Below are 15574 nucleotides of genomic sequence, written 5' to 3'. Positions count from 1 at the left end.
CCAAGGCGTCAAATGTCGCGCGCTCGCCTCTTGGTTTCAATCCTTTTTATCGGGCTGACTGACCGCAGCGCCAAAGTATTTCGCCCGCCATTTTTCCAGCTCGCCAATGTAATGCTCTTTGGTCTTGAGCAAGGGCAAGCCCACTTCTTTGAAGAAGGCACCGAAAACGATGCCGCTGTTGCAGGTCATCTTCACCGCCTCTTGCGTCCACGCGACGAATGATTCCGGCCGATAGAATGGCCCTATCTCGCCCAGCGCATCTTTCACGGTCATTGCGAACCCACTCGGGGTCGCATGCGTCGCATGGTGCGATATCAGGTCATAGAGCTGCTTCCGCTTTTTCTCTTTGAAGCCGTCCCTCTTATCCAAAGCCTCACGGACCGCCGCCGGTCCAAACTCATTCCGCAGAGCTTTCGCATTAGCGCTCCGCCACTCGTTTACCTTCTCTGGATTGCTCACGAGGAAATCGACAAGAAAAAACGTCTCCAGAAAATCCCGTAAAGCAGAGAAGGCGTTTTGGTAATAACCAGAGTGCGCCAATTTTATCGACGAAGCCGCCGCATTAAAAAGTCTGATCCCGAGGAACTGCATCGTCAGCTCGTCTTCATTCTTTTGGGTGTAATCGTGCGTAAATGCCCACAGCATATTCATCGCTTCACGGATCATGTGGGTGTGGTCCGTCAGCTCTTCGTTCGCAGCAGTCAGCGCGAGGTGCTCGCCTCGCAACCGTTCCTCTTCGAGGTGGAGCGTGGTCAGATTGTCTATCGGCTGCATTTGTCCACCATCGAATCCCCTCCACTGCTTGCGCCCACACTACCGCTTGCCATGCAAAACGGAATCGCTGGGATTCCAAAACGTGCGTTGGCCCTCAAAACAGCCCGCGTTACAAATTCATCTAACGTTCGTTACATCTGTTTGTGTGAAGTGAGGCTGTGATGGCTGAGGGGAAATTTGTATCGTACCTGCGGGTGTCGCGAGACAAGCAAGGGAAGAGTGGCCTTGGCCTTGAGGCGCAGCGCGCCGCCGTCGAGAGCTACCTGAATGGCGGCCGGTGGAAGGTCCTCGCTGAGTACGTTGAGGTGGAGAGCGGCAAGCGTAACGACCGCCCCAAGCTCACAGCGGCCTTAGCGCACGCCAAAGTGTCTGGCGCCAAACTCGTTTTCGCGAAGTTAGACCGGCTCACTCGTGACGTGGACCTCCTCAGAGCCTTGGCGTCGAGCACGGTTGACCTTGTGTTCTGCGACCTTCCAAGCGTTCCCCCAGGTGCGATGGGCCGCTTCCTTCTCACGCAGATGGCAGCGGTGGCTGAGTTGGAAGTAGGACTTATTGGCGAGCGCACCAAGGCGGCTCTGGCGGCTGCTAAGGCTCGTGGGGTGAAGCTAGGCAATCCCAAAGGTGCCCGCGCCCTCCGAGGGAAGCAGGTGGGCAATGACCGGGCTGTGGCGAAGCTCAAGGAGAACGCTGTTCAGCGCGCCGCTGACCTCAAGGGCATCGTGGATGACATACGCGCCGCTGGGATCGCCACCACACGAGCCATTGCGGACGAACTTCATGCGAGGGGCATCAAGGCTCCTCGGGGTGACGTGTGGCACCCCACGGCCGTGTCCCGGCTTCTCAACCGCATTGACAGCACCACCAAATGAAACCGGAGAACAAGATGCTGATGATCATCGGTGCGCAGAGAATTCGCCCGCCGTGTCTCGATTTCCGACGGGTCCCTTTTTCAGCACCGGACCCTATTTTAGGGCGATCCCAGCGCCCGACTTCAAAGCTTCTTGGGTTAAAGCCTGCGCCGCCGCCGAGCTAACTGCAGCAGCGTGCGCGCTCAACATCTCCGCTACGTCTGCTTCGCCTTCCCGTAGCCGACATCAACGCCAAGCGGGCCAAGGCTCCTTGTGACCCGACGCGGACTTCCGCTGCCTAGCTGGTGTTTCCTTTAGAGGCGATATACTCTAAGAACACAACCATGCGTAGTTCATCAAATCTGACAACGTTTCGCGCGCTTGTCGTACTAGCGAGCGCGACTATTTTCGCGGCTTCCTTGACGCAGACCGCCGTTGTAGTTGACGGCTCCGATAGAGGTCTTGAACGACTTTCTTCTTATGGCTGGGAGCTATTAGTCCTAGGCGGGTTCAGCGTGTTTGGTGATGTTCCAAGCCTGCTGATTTGGCTTGCAAACCCGATACTGGCGGTCGCGTGGGTTCTCTATCTTCTTGATCGTCGCCGGGCCGCGCTGATTTCGGCCGTAACGGCCTTCGGCCTCACATTGTGCTTTGTTTGGGTCAAGTCTGTTCTAGGTCCTGGACCTGAAGGCGTGAATGTCGCTGATTTTGAGATGCGTCCAATTATCTCTTACGGAATTGGTTATTGGCTTTGGGTCGCTAGCGCCGCAGTGCTAATAGCGGGGATAGCGGCCGGCAACAGCGTGTCGTAGATCGTGGTTGAGCCAGAAGACTGCTTTTGGCCCATAGCTGGCCTTGTTGAGCGCTCTTGGCCTCCTTGTTCTCGCAGCGGACCTATGGCGCTCGCAGGCGGCCGGCAGGTCAGGTGGTGTTCCTCGGTCCCTTGTTACACGCGAGGATCGAATGGGTCCTTCCGGCCCGACTGGACCCTATCTTGGCGCGATGGCCACACGGCACTTCAAGTCTACTTGGGTTCAAGCGCCGCCTGCCGGGCGCACCGCCTGCGGTCTCAACGCAGCCGACACGCCCCAAGGATTCCATAAGGAGTCCACCCAGGGGCTATTCGTATCCATGCTGTCTGATGGCCCCCGAGCGCTGAAAACATCATCTTGTGTGAGCGGTTGCGAGGGCGCTTTGACCTCCACCGCCCAGCGTCCATAGGACGTGGCATCGCAGATGTAGTCTGCTCGGCCAGCTAGAGGAGGTCTCTCTTCGGCTGTTTCCGCCCGAGGAAGGCCCTGTCGTAGCGTAAGGGGACTTCAGTGCGAATGTTGGCGACCGTTCCGTGTTCATAGCCAAGTCGATGAAGAAGTGGACGTACGATGATCTCTCGCACGTCTGTTTCATTCATCGTGTCGAAGTTGGGGGTCATGGCCGTTACAGATTCCTGCTTTCGGGGCGAATCATTGGGCAGCAAGATACCCGATGGTCGAACGGAATAAGCAGTCATGCAATTCAGAATCGCCATTGTCCTAGAATGCACGTTGCGCGATGTCGCGCCCCGGGTTGTCCGGGGGGCTTTTGGCCCCATCCCCCTTGAGACCCGCCGCGATTCGTGCGACCTCGGCCCCCAGCAAAACCCCTCATTCCGAGCCTTCGATGCACATTCTCCTGCTTGGTTCCGGCGGCCGCGAACATGCCCTGGCGTGGAAGATCGCAGCCTCTCCCCTGGTGACCAAATTCTGGTGTGCGCCCGGCAATGCCGGCATCGCGCGGGAGGCGGAATGCGTGGCGCTCGATGTCGCCGACCATGCCGCCGTGATCGCGTTCTGCAAGACCAACGCGGTCGAGCTCGTCGTGGTCGGCCCGGAGACGCCGCTGGCCGCCGGCATCGTCGACGACCTCACCGCCGCCGGCATCAAGGCGTTCGGCCCGAACAAGATCCCCGCCCAGCTCGAAAGCTCCAAGGGGTTCACCAAGGCGCTCTGCACCGAATTCGGCATTCCGACCGGCGCCTACAAGCGCTTCACCAACGCCAAGGATGCGCGCGACTACGTCAACAGCCAGGGCGCGCCGATCGTGGTGAAGGCGGACGGCCTTGCCGCCGGCAAGGGCGTCGTCGTCGCCAAGACCGTGCGCGAGGCCGAGGACGCCATCGCCATGATGTTCGAGGGCGCCTTTGGCGAGGCCGGCGCGGAAGTCGTGATCGAGGAGTTTCTGCCCGGCCGCGAGATCAGCTTCTTTGCGCTGTGCGACGGTGAGACCGCCATTCCGCTGGCCTCCGCGCAGGACCACAAGCGCGTGTTCGACCATGACGTCGGCCCGAACACCGGCGGCATGGGCGCCTATTCGCCGACGCCGCTGGTGACGCCTGCGATCCATGACGCGATCATGGCCAAGATCATTTTGCCGACGGTCGCCGGCATGAAGCAGCGCGGTACGCCGTTCCGCGGCGTGCTCTACGCAGGGATCATGTTGACGACGCACGGCCCGAAGCTGTTCGAGTTCAACGTCCGCTTCGGCGATCCCGAGTGCCAGGTGCTGATGATGCGCATGATGTCGGACATCGTGCCCGCGTTCCTCGCCTCATGTGACGGCCAGCTCAAGAATTTCGATCTGCGCTGGTATCCGGAATCCGCGCTCACCGTGGTGATGGCCGCGAAGGGCTATCCCGGCGACTACCAGAAGGGCACGCGCATCGAGGGGCTCGATGACGCCGCAGAGGTCGAGACCGCCGAGATCTTCCATGCGGGCACCGTCGAGAAGGACGGTGCGATCCTCGCCAATGGCGGCCGCGTGCTCAATGTCTGCGCGTTAGGGGCGACCGTGACCGAGGCGCAGGCGCGCGCCTATCAGGCCGTCGACCGCATCAATTGGCCGGAAGGCTTCTGCCGCCGCGACATCGGCTGGCAGGCGGTGGAAGCCGAGAAGGCCAAGAACTGACAAGGCCAGGAGCTGACAAGGCCAAGAGCTGACAGGGTTTTCTGCCGCCGGCGCGCAATGTCTGGCCGCGCCCGTCGGCACTGCAAAAATGCACAGGCAGGTCATGAACTTAGCTACTGTGCATGGGGTTGTTTTCGACATTCTTGTTTGAGGCACCCTCGCGACTGACCAGATAAGGATGCAGAAGATGTCCGATCTCGCCGACCTCTATCCCGGCTTTGCCTCGGAGTGGATCAACACCTCCTCCGGCCGCATCTTCGCCCGCGTCGGCGGCAAGGGGCCGCCGCTGCTGCTGCTGCACGGCTTCTCCGAGACCCACGTGATGTGGCACCGCGTGGCGCCGCAGCTTGCCGACGCCTTCACGCTGATCATCGCCGATCTGCCGGGCTATGGCTGGTCCGACATGCCCGAGAGCGACACGCTGCATATCCCCTACAGCAAGCGCGCGATGGCCAAGGCCATGGTCGAGGCGATGGAGCAGCTCGGCCACGTCCACTTCGCGCTCGCCGGCCACGACCGCGGCGGCCGGGTGTCGTATCGCCTCGCGCTCGACCATCCCGGCCGGCTGTCGAAGCTCGCCGTGCTCGATATCCTGCCGACCTATAATTACTGGGAGCGGATGAACCGCGCCTACGCGCTGAAGATCTATCACTGGACCTTCCTCGCCCAGCCCGCACCGCTGCCGGAGACGCTCATTTCGAGCAATGGCGAGTTCTTCCTGCGCTTCAAGATGGCGAGCCAGACCAAATCGAAGACGCTCGATGCCATCGATGCGCGCGCGCTCGAGCACTACATCGCCCCGTTCCGCGATCCCGCCCGCGTGCATGCGATGTGCGAAGACTACCGCGCCGGCGCCTATTTCGACTACGACCTCGACAAGGCCGATTTCGATTCCGGCAAGAAGATCACGATTCCCATGCTCGCACTCTGGGGCAACGCCGGTATCGCCCAGGCCGCCGCCACGCCGCTCGACACCTGGAAGCAATGGGCCACGAAGGTGGACGGCATGCCGGTGGATTCAGGGCACTTCCTCACCGAGGAGAACCCCGACGTGACCGCGAAAGCGCTGCGCGAGTTCTTCCTCGCGCCTTAACGCCGCTCCCGGAAAAACTCCCGCAGCAGCCGCGCCGACTCGCTCTCACCGACGCCGGAATAGACGTCCGGCGCGTGATGGCAGGTCGGCGAGGCGAAGAACCGCACGCCGGACTCGACCGCGCCGCCCTTGGGATCGGCGGCGCCGTAATAAAGTCGTCTGACCCTTGCAAAGGAGATCGCTCCCGCACACATGGTGCAGGGCTCCAGCGTCACGTAGAGGTCGCAGTCCACCAGGCGTTCGCTGCCGATCTTTTTGGCGGCCTCGCGCAGCGCGACGAGTTCGGCATGGGCGGTCGGATCATGATCGGTCAGCGTCCTGTTCGCCGCGGTGGCGATGACCTCGTAATTCCGGACCACGACGCATCCGATCGGAACTTCGCCCGCCTTTCCGGCATTTTCGGCCGTTTTGAGCGCCAAATCCATGAAAGAGGGGGCTTTCAAGCCTCGTATCATTGCCAGAAACCTGCTAGTAGCTCCGCCTTCAGCAAGAGTGAATACCGGTTTTGCCTGAGCATGCGGCTCGAAACGAGCGCGCACAATGCTCTCGCGCCACCCCCTGAGTGAGATTATTCATGCCTCGCGACAGCGACAAAGACAACGATTCCCGCGGCCGGCGTGATCGAGGCCCGGCCAAGGGCCGTTCCGGCAAGGCGCGCGGCCCCGAGAAGAAATTCGCCAAGCGCGGCTTCGAGGGCAAGGGCGATCGCGATAGCCGCCCGCCCCGCGGCGACCGCGAAGGCCGCCCCTTCCGCCGCCGCGAGGAGGGCGATGCACCCCGCCGCGACTTCAGCGACCGTCCCCGCTTCAAGCGCGACGACCGCGGCGGCGAGGATCGCGGCGAGCGCAGCTTCAAGCCGCGTGGCGACCGTCCCTTCTCCGATCGCTCCTCGCGCGACGGCGAGAAGCGGCCGTTCAAGCCGCGTGGTGACCGCCCCTCCTATGGCCGTGACGACCGTCCGCCGCGCAGCCGGGATCGCGACGACTCGCGTCCCGCCGGCAGGTCTGGCGACAAGAAGTTCGGCGACAAGCGCCCGTATTCGCCGCGCGGTGATCGTCCGGAACGCAAGTTCGACGGCGAGCGCAAGTTTTCGCGAGGCGGCCCCGACCGTGGCGACCGCCCGCGCGATCGTGGCGAGCGCAGCGATTCCAAGCCCTGGCAGAAGCGCGACGCGGGTCCGCGTGGCGATCGTCCGCCGCGCAAGGATTTCAGCAAGGGTCCGCGCAAGGATTTCGGCGGCCGCGATCGCGGCGAGGACAAGCCTTGGCAAAAGCGTGACGACCGTCGCGAAGACGGCCGCGGCGAGGACCGTCCGCGGTTCTCGCGCTCGCGCGACGATCGCGCATCGGGCGATCGTCCGTTCCGTGAGCGTCCCAAGTTTGATCGGCCCCGTCGTGATGGCGATGACGACCGCGGAGGACGCGGCGGCGACCGGCCGAAATTCAATCGGCCGCGCGAGCGTTCCGAAGGCCGCTCCGACTGGCACGAGCATCCGCGCAGCGAAAATCGCTTCGGCGATCGTCCGCGCCGCGACAATGAGGACGAGAGCCGGATCTTCGAGAAGCGTCCGGCGTTCGGCGGCCGCGGCGCCTATCGTGACCGTGATCGGGATTTCGAGGGCCGGCCGCGCCGGGACGAAGCACCGAAGCCGAAGAAGGCCGGCGAACGTATCGCCAAGGTATTGTCGCGCGCAGGCCTCGCCTCGCGCCGCGACGCCGAGGAGATGGTCACGCAGGGGCGCGTCGCCGTCAACGGACGTGTCATCAATTCGCCGGCGCTCGACATCACCCGGAGCGATGTCGTCACTGTCGACGGCAAGCCGTTGCCGGAGCGCGAGCGCACGCGGCTGTTCCTCTATCACAAGCCGCGCGGGCTGATGACGACGCATGACGATCCCGAGGGGCGTCCGACCGTGTTCGACAATCTGCCCGAGGGTTTGCCGCGGCTGATCTCGATCGGCCGGCTCGACTTCAACACCGAAGGGCTGCTGCTGCTCACCAACGACGGCGGCCTCGCGCGCACGCTCGAGCTGCCGGACACCGGCTGGCTGCGCCGCTACCGCGTCCGCGCCCATGGCGACGTTACGCAGGCCCAGCTCGACGAGCTCAAGGGTGGCATCGAGGTCGAGGGCGTCAAATACGGTCCGATCGAGGCGACACTGGAGCGTGACCAGGGCGCCAATGTCTGGCTGGTGTTTGCGATCCGCGAAGGCAAGAACCGCGAGGTGCGCAACGTCTGCGCCCATCTCGGGCTCGAGGTGAACCGGCTGATCCGCGTGTCCTATGGCCCGTTCCAGCTCGGCGAGGTGCCCGAAGGCCAGGTCGAGGAGATCAAGTCGCGCGTGCTGCGTGAGCAGCTCGGCGACAAGGTGATCGAGAAGTCGGGCGCGCAGTTCGATGTGCCCTCGAAGTCCGCCTCGCGCGTCGATGATGCCCCGCGCGAAAAGAAGCCCGCCAGCAAACGTGGCGTGATCAACGACCGCAAGGGCCGCCGCGTGCTGGTGCAGCGCACGGGCAGCGAGGAGGCGCGCGAGCGCAACGAGTCCGAGGCCAACGGCTACGGCCCGCCGCGCCGTCCCAAGCGCGGCTATCACGGCAAGCGCGACCTGACGCCGCGGGAGGACTGACGTTGCGCGTCGTCGGCGGTCGATTGAAGGGGCGCAATTTGGCCTCGCCGTCCTCGCGCGACATCCGCCCCACGGCGGACCGCCTGCGCGAGTCCGTGTTCAACATCCTCGTGCACGCCTATGACGATCCGATCGAGGGCGCGCGCGTGCTCGATCTCTTCGCCGGCACCGGCGCGCTCGGCATCGAGGCGTCGTCACGCGGGGCGAAGTTCACGCTGTTTGTCGACAACGGCGCGGAAGCGCGCGCGCTGCTCCGCAACAATGTGGAGTCGCTGGGCCTCGGCGGCACGACAAAGGTCTATCGCCGCGATGCGACCGATCTCGGCCCCGCGCATCCGGTCGAGCCGTTCTCGCTGGTGTTCCTTGATCCGCCCTACGGCAAGGGTTTTGCCGAGAAGGCGCTCGCGTCTTTGCGCGACGGCGGCTGGCTCACGCCGGGCGCGCTGCTCGTGGTGGAAGAGGCGAAGGCGGCGCAGTTTGCGACGCCGGAGGGGTACGAGGAGCTGGAGCGGAGGGCTTATGACGACACGGAGTTCGTGTTTTTGAAGAGGCCGTAGTCTGTAGGGCGGATTAGCGAAGCGTAATCCGCCATGTCCCCGCGGGCGCAAAAGCGGCGGGTTACGCTTCGCTAACCCGCCCTACGAAGATCACCTTCGCCCGAACAGCTTCTCTACATCGCTTAGCTTCAGCTCGACATAGGTCGGCCGGCCGTGATTGCACTGGCCGGAGTTCGGCGTCTCCTCCATCTCGCGGAGCAGGGCGTTCATCTCTTCCGGCCGCAGCCGGCGGCCGGCGCGCACCGAGCCGTGGCAGGCCATGGTCGCGGCGACGTGCATCAGGCGGCGCTCCAGCGGCAGCGCCTCGTCCCACTCGGCCATGTGCTCGGAGAGATCGCGCAACAGGCCGCCCGCATTGGTCTTGCCGAGCAGCGACGGCGTCTCGCGCACCGCGACCGCGCCGGGTCCGAAGGATTCGATCGCAAGGCCGAACGACGCGAGCTCCTCGCTGCGCTCGAGCAGGCGCTCCACCGTCGCCTCGTCCATCTCGACGATCTCGGGAATCAGGAGGATCTGCCGCTGCACGCCGTTGGCGGCGAGCGACGCCTTCAGCCGTTCATAGACGATGCGCTCGTGCGCGGCATGCTGGTCGACGATGATCAGGCCGTCGCGGGTCTGCGAGACGATGTAGGTCTCATGGATCTGCGTGCGCGCCGCACCGAGCGGGCGGTCGACGAGATCGCCGACCGGCTGCGCCTCGATCCGCACGTCGGCACTGGGCGCACCGACATCGAATGCGGCCTGTGCGCGCTCGGCGAAGGCGGGCGCAGCTGCGCCGTCGAAGGACGGCATCGGCGCGACCGGGGCGGATGGCGAGGCCCGCCAGTCCCAGCCTGCCGGGCGCGGCGTGAACGCGGGTCGGAATGAGGACAACGCGCTCTCGCCGCTGTTGGCCGCCGTGCGCCGGCCCTCGCGCGCGAGCCCTTCCTTCAGTCCGTGCACGATCAGCGCGCGTACGAGGCCGGCGTTGCGGAAGCGCACCTCGGTCTTGGCCGGATGCACGTTGGCGTCGACCTCGCGCGGATCGAGCGTGACGAACAGCGCCAGCACCGGATGACGGTCTCGCGGCAGATAGTCGGCATAGGCCCCGCGCACCGCGCCGAGGATCAGCTTGTCGCGCACCGGGCGGCCGTTGACGAAGAGATATTGCCCGAGCGCGTTGGCCTTGGTCAGTGCGGGTGCGGCCGCATAGCCGGCGACGACCACGCCCTCGCGCTCGGCGTGGACCTCGATGGCATGGCTGCGGAACTCCGCGCCCAGGATATCGCCGAGCCGCGTCAGGCGGCCTGCCGCGCCGGGCAGCGCCGCGGCCCAGGTCACCGGCGCGCGCTCCTCGCCCGCCAGCGTGAAGGCGATATCGGGTCGCGCCATGGCGAGGCGCCTGACCACCTCCCGGATCGCCTCCGCCTCGGTGCGGTCGGTCTTCAGGAATTTCAGCCGCGCGGGCGTTGCATAGAAGAGATCGTTGACCTCGACGCGCGTGCCATGCGCCAGCGCGGCCGGCATGATTTCGGACTTCGCGCCGCCCTCGACCGACAGCGCCCAGGCATGCGGCTCGCTCGCGTGCCGCGTGGTGATGGAGAGACGCGCCACCGAGCCGATCGAGGGTAGCGCCTCGCCGCGGAACCCGAGGGTGCGGATCTGGAGCAAATCCTCGTCGTCGAGTTTTGACGTCGCATGGCGCTCGACCGCGAGTGCGAGATCCTTCGCGGTCATGCCGCCGCCGTCGTCGGTGATGCCGATCCGCCGCCGTCCGCCGCCATCGGTGAAGACGTCGATCCGGCTCGCCCTGGCATCGATGGCGTTCTCGACGAGTTCCTTGACCACGCTCGCCGGACGCTCGACCACCTCGCCGGCGGCGATGCGGTTGACGACCTGCTCTGGCAATTGGCGGACGGGCATGGAGCTTTCGATTTGGATTCGCTGACGGCGCTATTCTAGGCCGTGTTGCGTCAAAAGCATGTGTTGGGCAACAGCTGTGTGGCGCCCTGGGGAAGAGGGATGCCTATCACATTGAAGACATTGGACGTTCGAGAAAATTCGCGCAGCCGGGATGGAGCGATCGTCCTGATTGTGGGGGCCCAAGCAGCGGTGTAGCATCGTGAAAAAATGGCAACAGGACGGGAGGACGCCATGTGCCATCTCTTCGCGCACCAGCCCCAACGCGACTACGAATCCCAGACCCGCTCTTTGCGGATCGGCGGGCACTGCACCTCGATCCGGCTGGAGATGGCGTTCTGGGATACGCTGGAGGAGATCGCGGCCAAGGAGAACATGAGCGTCGGCAAGTTCCTGACGACGCTCTACAACGAGGTGCTCGACCATCATGGTGAGGTCAATAATTTCGCCTCGCTGCTGCGCTGCTCCTGCCTGATCTATCGCTCCAAGAGCATGGTGACGGTGCCGGAGTTCAAGGCCACGGTTGCGCCGCTTCTCGACGCCGCCGAATAGAAGCGACGGCGTAGCCGCAGGCGTGTAGCCCGGATGGAGCGCAGCGCAATCCGGGGCCTTAGTGCCGGCTGATAGATTCCCGGATTACGCTTCGCTCCATCCGGGCTACGAGACCGCCTCAATTACCTCAAATCTCCTTCTTCTGCATCGCGCCGGCGATGTAATCCGCCTGCCGGATCGCGAGGGCGACGATGGTCAGCGTCGGGTTGCAGGCCGCCCCGCTGGTGAACTGGCTGCCATCGGAGACGAACAGGTTCTTGACGTCGTGGCTCTGGCCGAACTTGTTGACCACGCCGTCGCGCGGCTTCTCGCTCATCCGGTTGGTGCCGAGATTATGCGTGCTCGGATAAGGCGGCGTCGGATAGGTCACGGTGGCGCCGACGGCGTCGTAGACCGCCGCCCCCTGCTTGTAGGCGTGCGCGCGCATCGCGACGTCGTTCGGGTGATCGTCGAAATGGACGCTCGCGACCGCCTGACCGTGCTTGTCCTTCACGCTGGGGTCGAGCGTGATGCGGTTGGTCTCCTGCGGCATGTCCTCGCCGACCAGCCACATGCCGGCCATTCGTGGATAGCCGTCGAGCGCCGCGGTGAACGGACGGCCCCAGGCGCCGGGATTGAGGAACGCCGCCATGAAGGGCAGCCCGATCGACAGCGTCTCCATCTCGTAGCCGCCGACGAAGCCGCGCTTCGGGTTGTTGACGGATTCGTCACGGATGATGCCGGCCATCGTGGTGCCGCGATACATGTGCACGGACTTCTCGAACACGGCATAGACGCTGCCGGTCATGTGCCGCATGTAGTTGCGGCCGACCTGACCGCTCGAGTTGGCGAGGCCATCAGGGAACATGCTCGAAGCGCTGTTCAGGAGTAGCCGCGGGCTTTCGATCGAGTTGCCGGCGACCGCGACGATGCGTGCCTTCTGGCGCTGCATCGCGCCGGTCCCGTCGGCGTAGACGACGCCGGTCACCTTGCCGCCGGCATCATGCTCGATCTTGACCACCATGCTGCCGGGGCGGACCTCCAGATTGCCGGTCGCCTCGCCCTTGGGGATCTCGGTGTAGAGCGTCGACCATTTCGCACCGGATTTGCAGCCCTGGAAGCAGAAGCCGATCTGCTGGCAGGCGCCGCGCCCGTCGCGCGGCTGGCTGTTGATCGCCATGTTGCCGGTGTGCACGGTCTTGTAGCCGAGCTTCTTCGCACCGGCCTCGAGCACCTTGAAGTTGTTGTTGCCGGGAAGTCCGGGAATGCCGTTGGTGCGGGTCACGCCCATCTTGTTCTCGGCCTTGGCGTACCACGGCTCCATCTCGGCAAGCGTCACCGGCCAGTCCAGGAGGTTCGCGCCGGGAATGTTGCCGTAGGTGCTCTTCACCTTGAACTCGTGCTCGTCGAAGCGCAGCGACGCGCCGGCCCAATGCGTCGTCGAGCCGCCGACCGCCTTGACGATCCAGGCGGGAAGGCCCGAAAAATCCTTGGCGACGCGCCATGACCCCGACGTGGTGCGGGCATCTGTCCAGGCGAGCTGGGAAAAACTCTCCCACTCGTCGTTGACGAAGTCCTGGTTCTCGATGCGCGGACCTGCTTCGAGGATGACCACCTTGACGCCCTTCTGCGCGAGTTCGTTGCCCAGCGTGCCGCCGCCGGCACCGGAGCCGACGATCACCGCAACGCTGGAGTCGTTCAGATCGAATTTTGCCATGTGCGTTCTCCTGAACCGTTGGGTGAGCCTTAAGCCTTCGGCAGCCAGTCGATGTCGGCGAAGCCGCGGTTGATGTAGCCGCCGTGCTCGGCGGAAGAGCCCTCGTAGCCGAACCGCGGCCAGACCTCTTTCTGGTTGTAGAGCGACACGATGAGGTCGCCGCGCACCTTCTGGAAGAAGTCGCTTCCCTCGATCTCCTTCAGCAGCACCACGCGGTCGGCTTCCCAGGGCACTTCTGCGTAAGCCACCTTGTGGCGATCGCGCGCGTTCTGATCGAGCCGCGTGATGCCGTCGCTGATCAGCGACTTGACCGCGGGATCCTTCGCCGCCTTGCCGTCCCACGGCTTGATCGCGATGATGTAGTAACTGTCGCCTAGGAAGTCGTGCGGATAGATGTCGCGCGCGACCTTCAGCAGCGTCTTCATCGTCGCGGGCGTCAGCGAACTGGCATCATCGGCCCAGGCATCTTCGATGCTCACGGCGACGCTGGTCGCGACAGCCACGACCGGTACGGCCGTTGCCGCGCCCTTGAGAAAGACGCGGCGGCTGTGCTTGCTTCGACGATCGACTTCTCTCATGGCATGTCCTCCTTCGATGTTCGTGATTCTGATTTTTGTGATTTGATCAGCCGAAACGTCCGCCGCGCTGGATCACCTCGATCTTGTAGCCATCGGGATCGCTGACGAAGAAGAAGCGCGCCAGCGTCTTGCCGTCGTGCTTGAAGTCGCGCAGCGGTCCCGGTGCGAGCTTCTCGCGCTCGAAGCGGGAATGTTCGGCATCGAGATCCTCGACGACCACGGCGATATGTCCGTAGCCATCGCCGAGCTGATACGGCTCCTTCCGATCGAAATTCACCGTCAGCTCCACCTCGAAAGGTGAGGAGGGGTGACGCAGATAAATCAGCGCAAAGTCCGCGAATTTCAGATGGTCGGCGACCTCCAGGCCGAAGGCGCGCCTGTAGAAGTCGAGCGAGCGGGCCTCGTCGAGCACGCGGATCATGGAATGGACTGGCTTGGCCATTCAGTTCAGCTCCTTCAGGTAGGCGATGATGGCGGCGCGCGTCTCCGGCTTCGCCTGCCGGTAGACCATGGTCACGCCTGGAACGACGGCCGGCGGATTGGTCAGCCAGGCGTCGAGCTTCGTCTCGTCCCAGGCAAAGTCCGCTTTCGCCAGCGCCTCCGAGTATTTAAAGCCTTCGATCTTGCCGGCCGGGCGGCCAACGATCCTGACCAGCGGCGGACCCTGCCGCATCGGCTCCGACGAATTTGTCGTGTGGCACACCGCGCATTGCTGCTTGAAGAGTGTCGCGCCATCCGGCGGCTTTGCGGCCGGTAACGGCATTTGCGCATCGGCAACCCGCACCACCAGCACCATCGCGGTGCACAATCCCAGCACGATCGCGCGCATCGCCTACAGCTCGCCCATCCACATCAACCTCGGCCTGCGCAAACTCTAGGCGCCGCCAAAGATGCGGTGGTAGTAGCGGGCTGTTTCGCTGCGAGCGGGATGGCTGTGGCGTGCGGTGTTCCGCGCTGCCTTATATGCGGAGCACAATTCCGCGAAACCGCCGTCAAATCCCTAAACGATCACCACACGATGCGGATTGCATGACGACTGCGCCGCTTGATTTCTTTACGCGATGCAATGGCCCGGTGCAGGCAAGCGGCGCAGGAAACGGCCGAGCCGTTCATCGCGAAAAAATCCAGGAGAAATGGATGAAGTTGGTGAAGACCTCGATGATCGCATGCGCGCTGTCGGCTCTGGTTGCGACGCCCGTTCTCGCGCAAGGTGCACCACCCGCCAAGACAGGCGGCACCGTGCAGAGCAAACCCATGCAAGGCGGCACGATGGGCAGCGGCGATGAGGAGATGACTGCTCCGCCGGGCGCAGCCGGCGAGAAGACGGGCATGAAATCGACCAAAGGCACCAGAGGCACGGTCGGCACCACCGGCAGCGCTGCGCATAAGGGGGCCGCCGACGATTCCACCACGGGCGGTGCCGCCCCGGGTAAGCGTTACTAGCCCTGTCGGGGAAACCACAGAACTCCGGTCGCTCTGCGGCCGGAGTTTTTTGCGCTAGTCGTCGAAGCGGCCGCCGCGCTTCGACTTGACGTCGCTGCGGCGCTTCTTGCCGTCGAGCCGGCGCTGCTTGGAGGCAAAGGTCGGCCGCGTCGCCCGGCGCGGTGTCGGCCGTATCATCGCCTCGGTCAGGATATCGACGAGCCGGTCGATGGCGTCCTGCCGGTTACGCTCCTGGGTGCGGAAGCGCTGGGCGTGGATCACGATGACGCCGTCCTTGGTCATGCGCTGACCGGCAATGCGGGCGAGCCGGATCGCCGCATCCTCCGGCAAGGTCAGTTTGCGCGTGTCGAAGCGCAGCTGGGCCGAGGTCGCGACCTTGTTGACGTTCTGCCCGCCCGGGCCGGAGGCGCGGACGAAGCCGATCTCGATATCGTCCTCGTCGATGACGAGATCGCGGGATATCCGCAGCATGGGGCACCATTCGTGATGTCCGGACATATCGCGGACGTCCACGTTCGGCAATGGTGCATCGTGGAAACGCAAATGGCCGGGACGAGCCCGGCCA

The 15574-nt window shown here is 64.2% G+C and carries 16 protein-coding genes; 8 read left to right on the top strand and 8 right to left on the bottom strand.

The window, feature by feature from the left end; translation table 11 throughout:
* Positions 1–36 precede the first annotated feature (36 nt).
* Positions 37–774, bottom strand: a complete 738-nt coding sequence (locus NLM25_RS39650; RefSeq protein WP_254140504.1) for a hypothetical protein — start codon at positions 772–774, stop codon at positions 37–39.
* 161 nt (positions 775–935) lie between these two features.
* Here NLM25_RS39650 and NLM25_RS39645 point away from each other — a divergent pair, with 161 nt between their 5' ends.
* The 4 genes from NLM25_RS39645 (at position 936) to NLM25_RS39630 (ending at position 5658) form a co-directional block, all read left to right on the top strand.
* Positions 936–1643 (top strand): recombinase family protein, encoded by a 708-nt coding sequence (locus tag NLM25_RS39645; protein ID WP_254140503.1) that lies wholly within the window; start codon positions 936–938, stop codon positions 1641–1643.
* A 398-nt stretch (positions 1644–2041) separates the two neighbouring features.
* Positions 2042–2434: a hypothetical protein gene (locus NLM25_RS39640; protein ID WP_254140502.1), complete on the top strand. Its 393-nt coding sequence runs from the start codon at positions 2042–2044 to the stop codon at positions 2432–2434.
* Positions 2435–3281: 847 nt separating this feature from the next.
* Positions 3282–4565 carry a phosphoribosylamine--glycine ligase gene (purD, locus tag NLM25_RS39635; protein ID WP_254140501.1) on the top strand — a complete coding sequence of 428 codons (1284 nt, stop codon included), beginning with the start codon at positions 3282–3284 and terminating at the stop codon, positions 4563–4565.
* Positions 4566–4752: 187 nt separating this feature from the next.
* Positions 4753–5658: an alpha/beta fold hydrolase gene (locus tag NLM25_RS39630; RefSeq protein ID WP_254140500.1), complete on the top strand. Its 906-nt coding sequence runs from the start codon at positions 4753–4755 to the stop codon at positions 5656–5658.
* Here the strand turns inward: NLM25_RS39630 and NLM25_RS39625 are convergent.
* A complete protein-coding gene (locus NLM25_RS39625) occupies positions 5655–6113 on the bottom strand; it encodes a nucleoside deaminase (RefSeq protein ID WP_254124653.1) in 459 nt (152 codons plus the stop codon). The two genes, NLM25_RS39630 and NLM25_RS39625, sit on opposite strands and share 4 nt — an antisense overlap.
* A gap of 119 nt (positions 6114–6232) precedes the next feature.
* Between NLM25_RS39625 and NLM25_RS39620 the strand changes: the two genes are divergently transcribed.
* The gene (locus NLM25_RS39620; RefSeq protein WP_254140499.1) at positions 6233–8284 is read left to right on the top strand and encodes a pseudouridine synthase; all 2052 of its coding nucleotides are present in this window, start codon (positions 6233–6235) and stop codon (positions 8282–8284) included.
* Between the two features lie 2 nt (positions 8285–8286).
* The gene (gene rsmD, locus NLM25_RS39615; protein WP_254123312.1) at positions 8287–8841 is read left to right on the top strand and encodes a 16S rRNA (guanine(966)-N(2))-methyltransferase RsmD; all 555 of its coding nucleotides are present in this window, start codon (positions 8287–8289) and stop codon (positions 8839–8841) included.
* Between the two features lie 90 nt (positions 8842–8931).
* On the opposite strand, the gene mutL is transcribed toward rsmD, so the two are convergent.
* Positions 8932–10743 carry a DNA mismatch repair endonuclease MutL gene (gene mutL / locus NLM25_RS39610; protein ID WP_254140498.1) on the bottom strand — a complete coding sequence of 604 codons (1812 nt, stop codon included), beginning with the start codon at positions 10741–10743 and terminating at the stop codon, positions 8932–8934.
* Positions 10744–10974: 231 nt separating this feature from the next.
* Here mutL and NLM25_RS39605 point away from each other — a divergent pair, with 231 nt between their 5' ends.
* Positions 10975–11292 (top strand): ribbon-helix-helix domain-containing protein, encoded by a 318-nt coding sequence (locus tag NLM25_RS39605; RefSeq protein WP_254123310.1) that lies wholly within the window; start codon positions 10975–10977, stop codon positions 11290–11292.
* A 127-nt stretch (positions 11293–11419) separates the two neighbouring features.
* Here the strand turns inward: NLM25_RS39605 and NLM25_RS39600 are convergent, their stop codons facing one another.
* From NLM25_RS39600 to NLM25_RS39585, 4 genes are read right to left on the bottom strand one after another with little or no spacing between them, the layout of a single operon-like run.
* Positions 11420–12988 carry a GMC family oxidoreductase gene (locus tag NLM25_RS39600; protein WP_254140497.1) on the bottom strand — a complete coding sequence of 523 codons (1569 nt, stop codon included), beginning with the start codon at positions 12986–12988 and terminating at the stop codon, positions 11420–11422.
* 29 nt (positions 12989–13017) lie between these two features.
* Positions 13018–13566 (bottom strand): gluconate 2-dehydrogenase subunit 3 family protein, encoded by a 549-nt coding sequence (locus NLM25_RS39595; RefSeq protein ID WP_254123308.1) that lies wholly within the window; start codon positions 13564–13566, stop codon positions 13018–13020.
* A 46-nt stretch (positions 13567–13612) separates the two neighbouring features.
* Positions 13613–14008, bottom strand: a complete 396-nt coding sequence (locus tag NLM25_RS39590; RefSeq protein ID WP_254140496.1) for a VOC family protein — start codon at positions 14006–14008, stop codon at positions 13613–13615.
* Entirely contained in the window at positions 14009–14395 is a 387-nt protein-coding gene (locus NLM25_RS39585; protein WP_254123306.1) for a cytochrome c family protein, read from the bottom strand.
* A gap of 200 nt (positions 14396–14595) precedes the next feature.
* Here NLM25_RS39585 and NLM25_RS39580 point away from each other — a divergent pair, with 200 nt between their 5' ends.
* A complete protein-coding gene (locus NLM25_RS39580; protein WP_254140495.1) occupies positions 14596–15009 on the top strand; it encodes a hypothetical protein in 414 nt (137 codons plus the stop codon).
* A 54-nt stretch (positions 15010–15063) separates the two neighbouring features.
* Here NLM25_RS39580 and arfB read toward each other — a convergent pair whose 3' ends face one another.
* On the bottom strand, positions 15064–15480 hold the full coding sequence (arfB, locus tag NLM25_RS39575) for an alternative ribosome rescue aminoacyl-tRNA hydrolase ArfB (RefSeq protein WP_254123304.1): 417 nt from the start codon (positions 15478–15480) through the stop codon (positions 15064–15066).
* Between the last annotated feature and the right edge of the window lie 94 nt (positions 15481–15574).

The sequence above is a fragment of the Bradyrhizobium sp. CCGB01 genome, assembly GCF_024199795.1.
In the GTDB taxonomy this organism is placed as follows: Bacteria; Pseudomonadota; Alphaproteobacteria; order Rhizobiales; family Xanthobacteraceae; genus Bradyrhizobium.
Note: the sequence above shows the minus strand (reverse complement) of the source record. Positions and strands in the feature narration are given on the sequence as shown.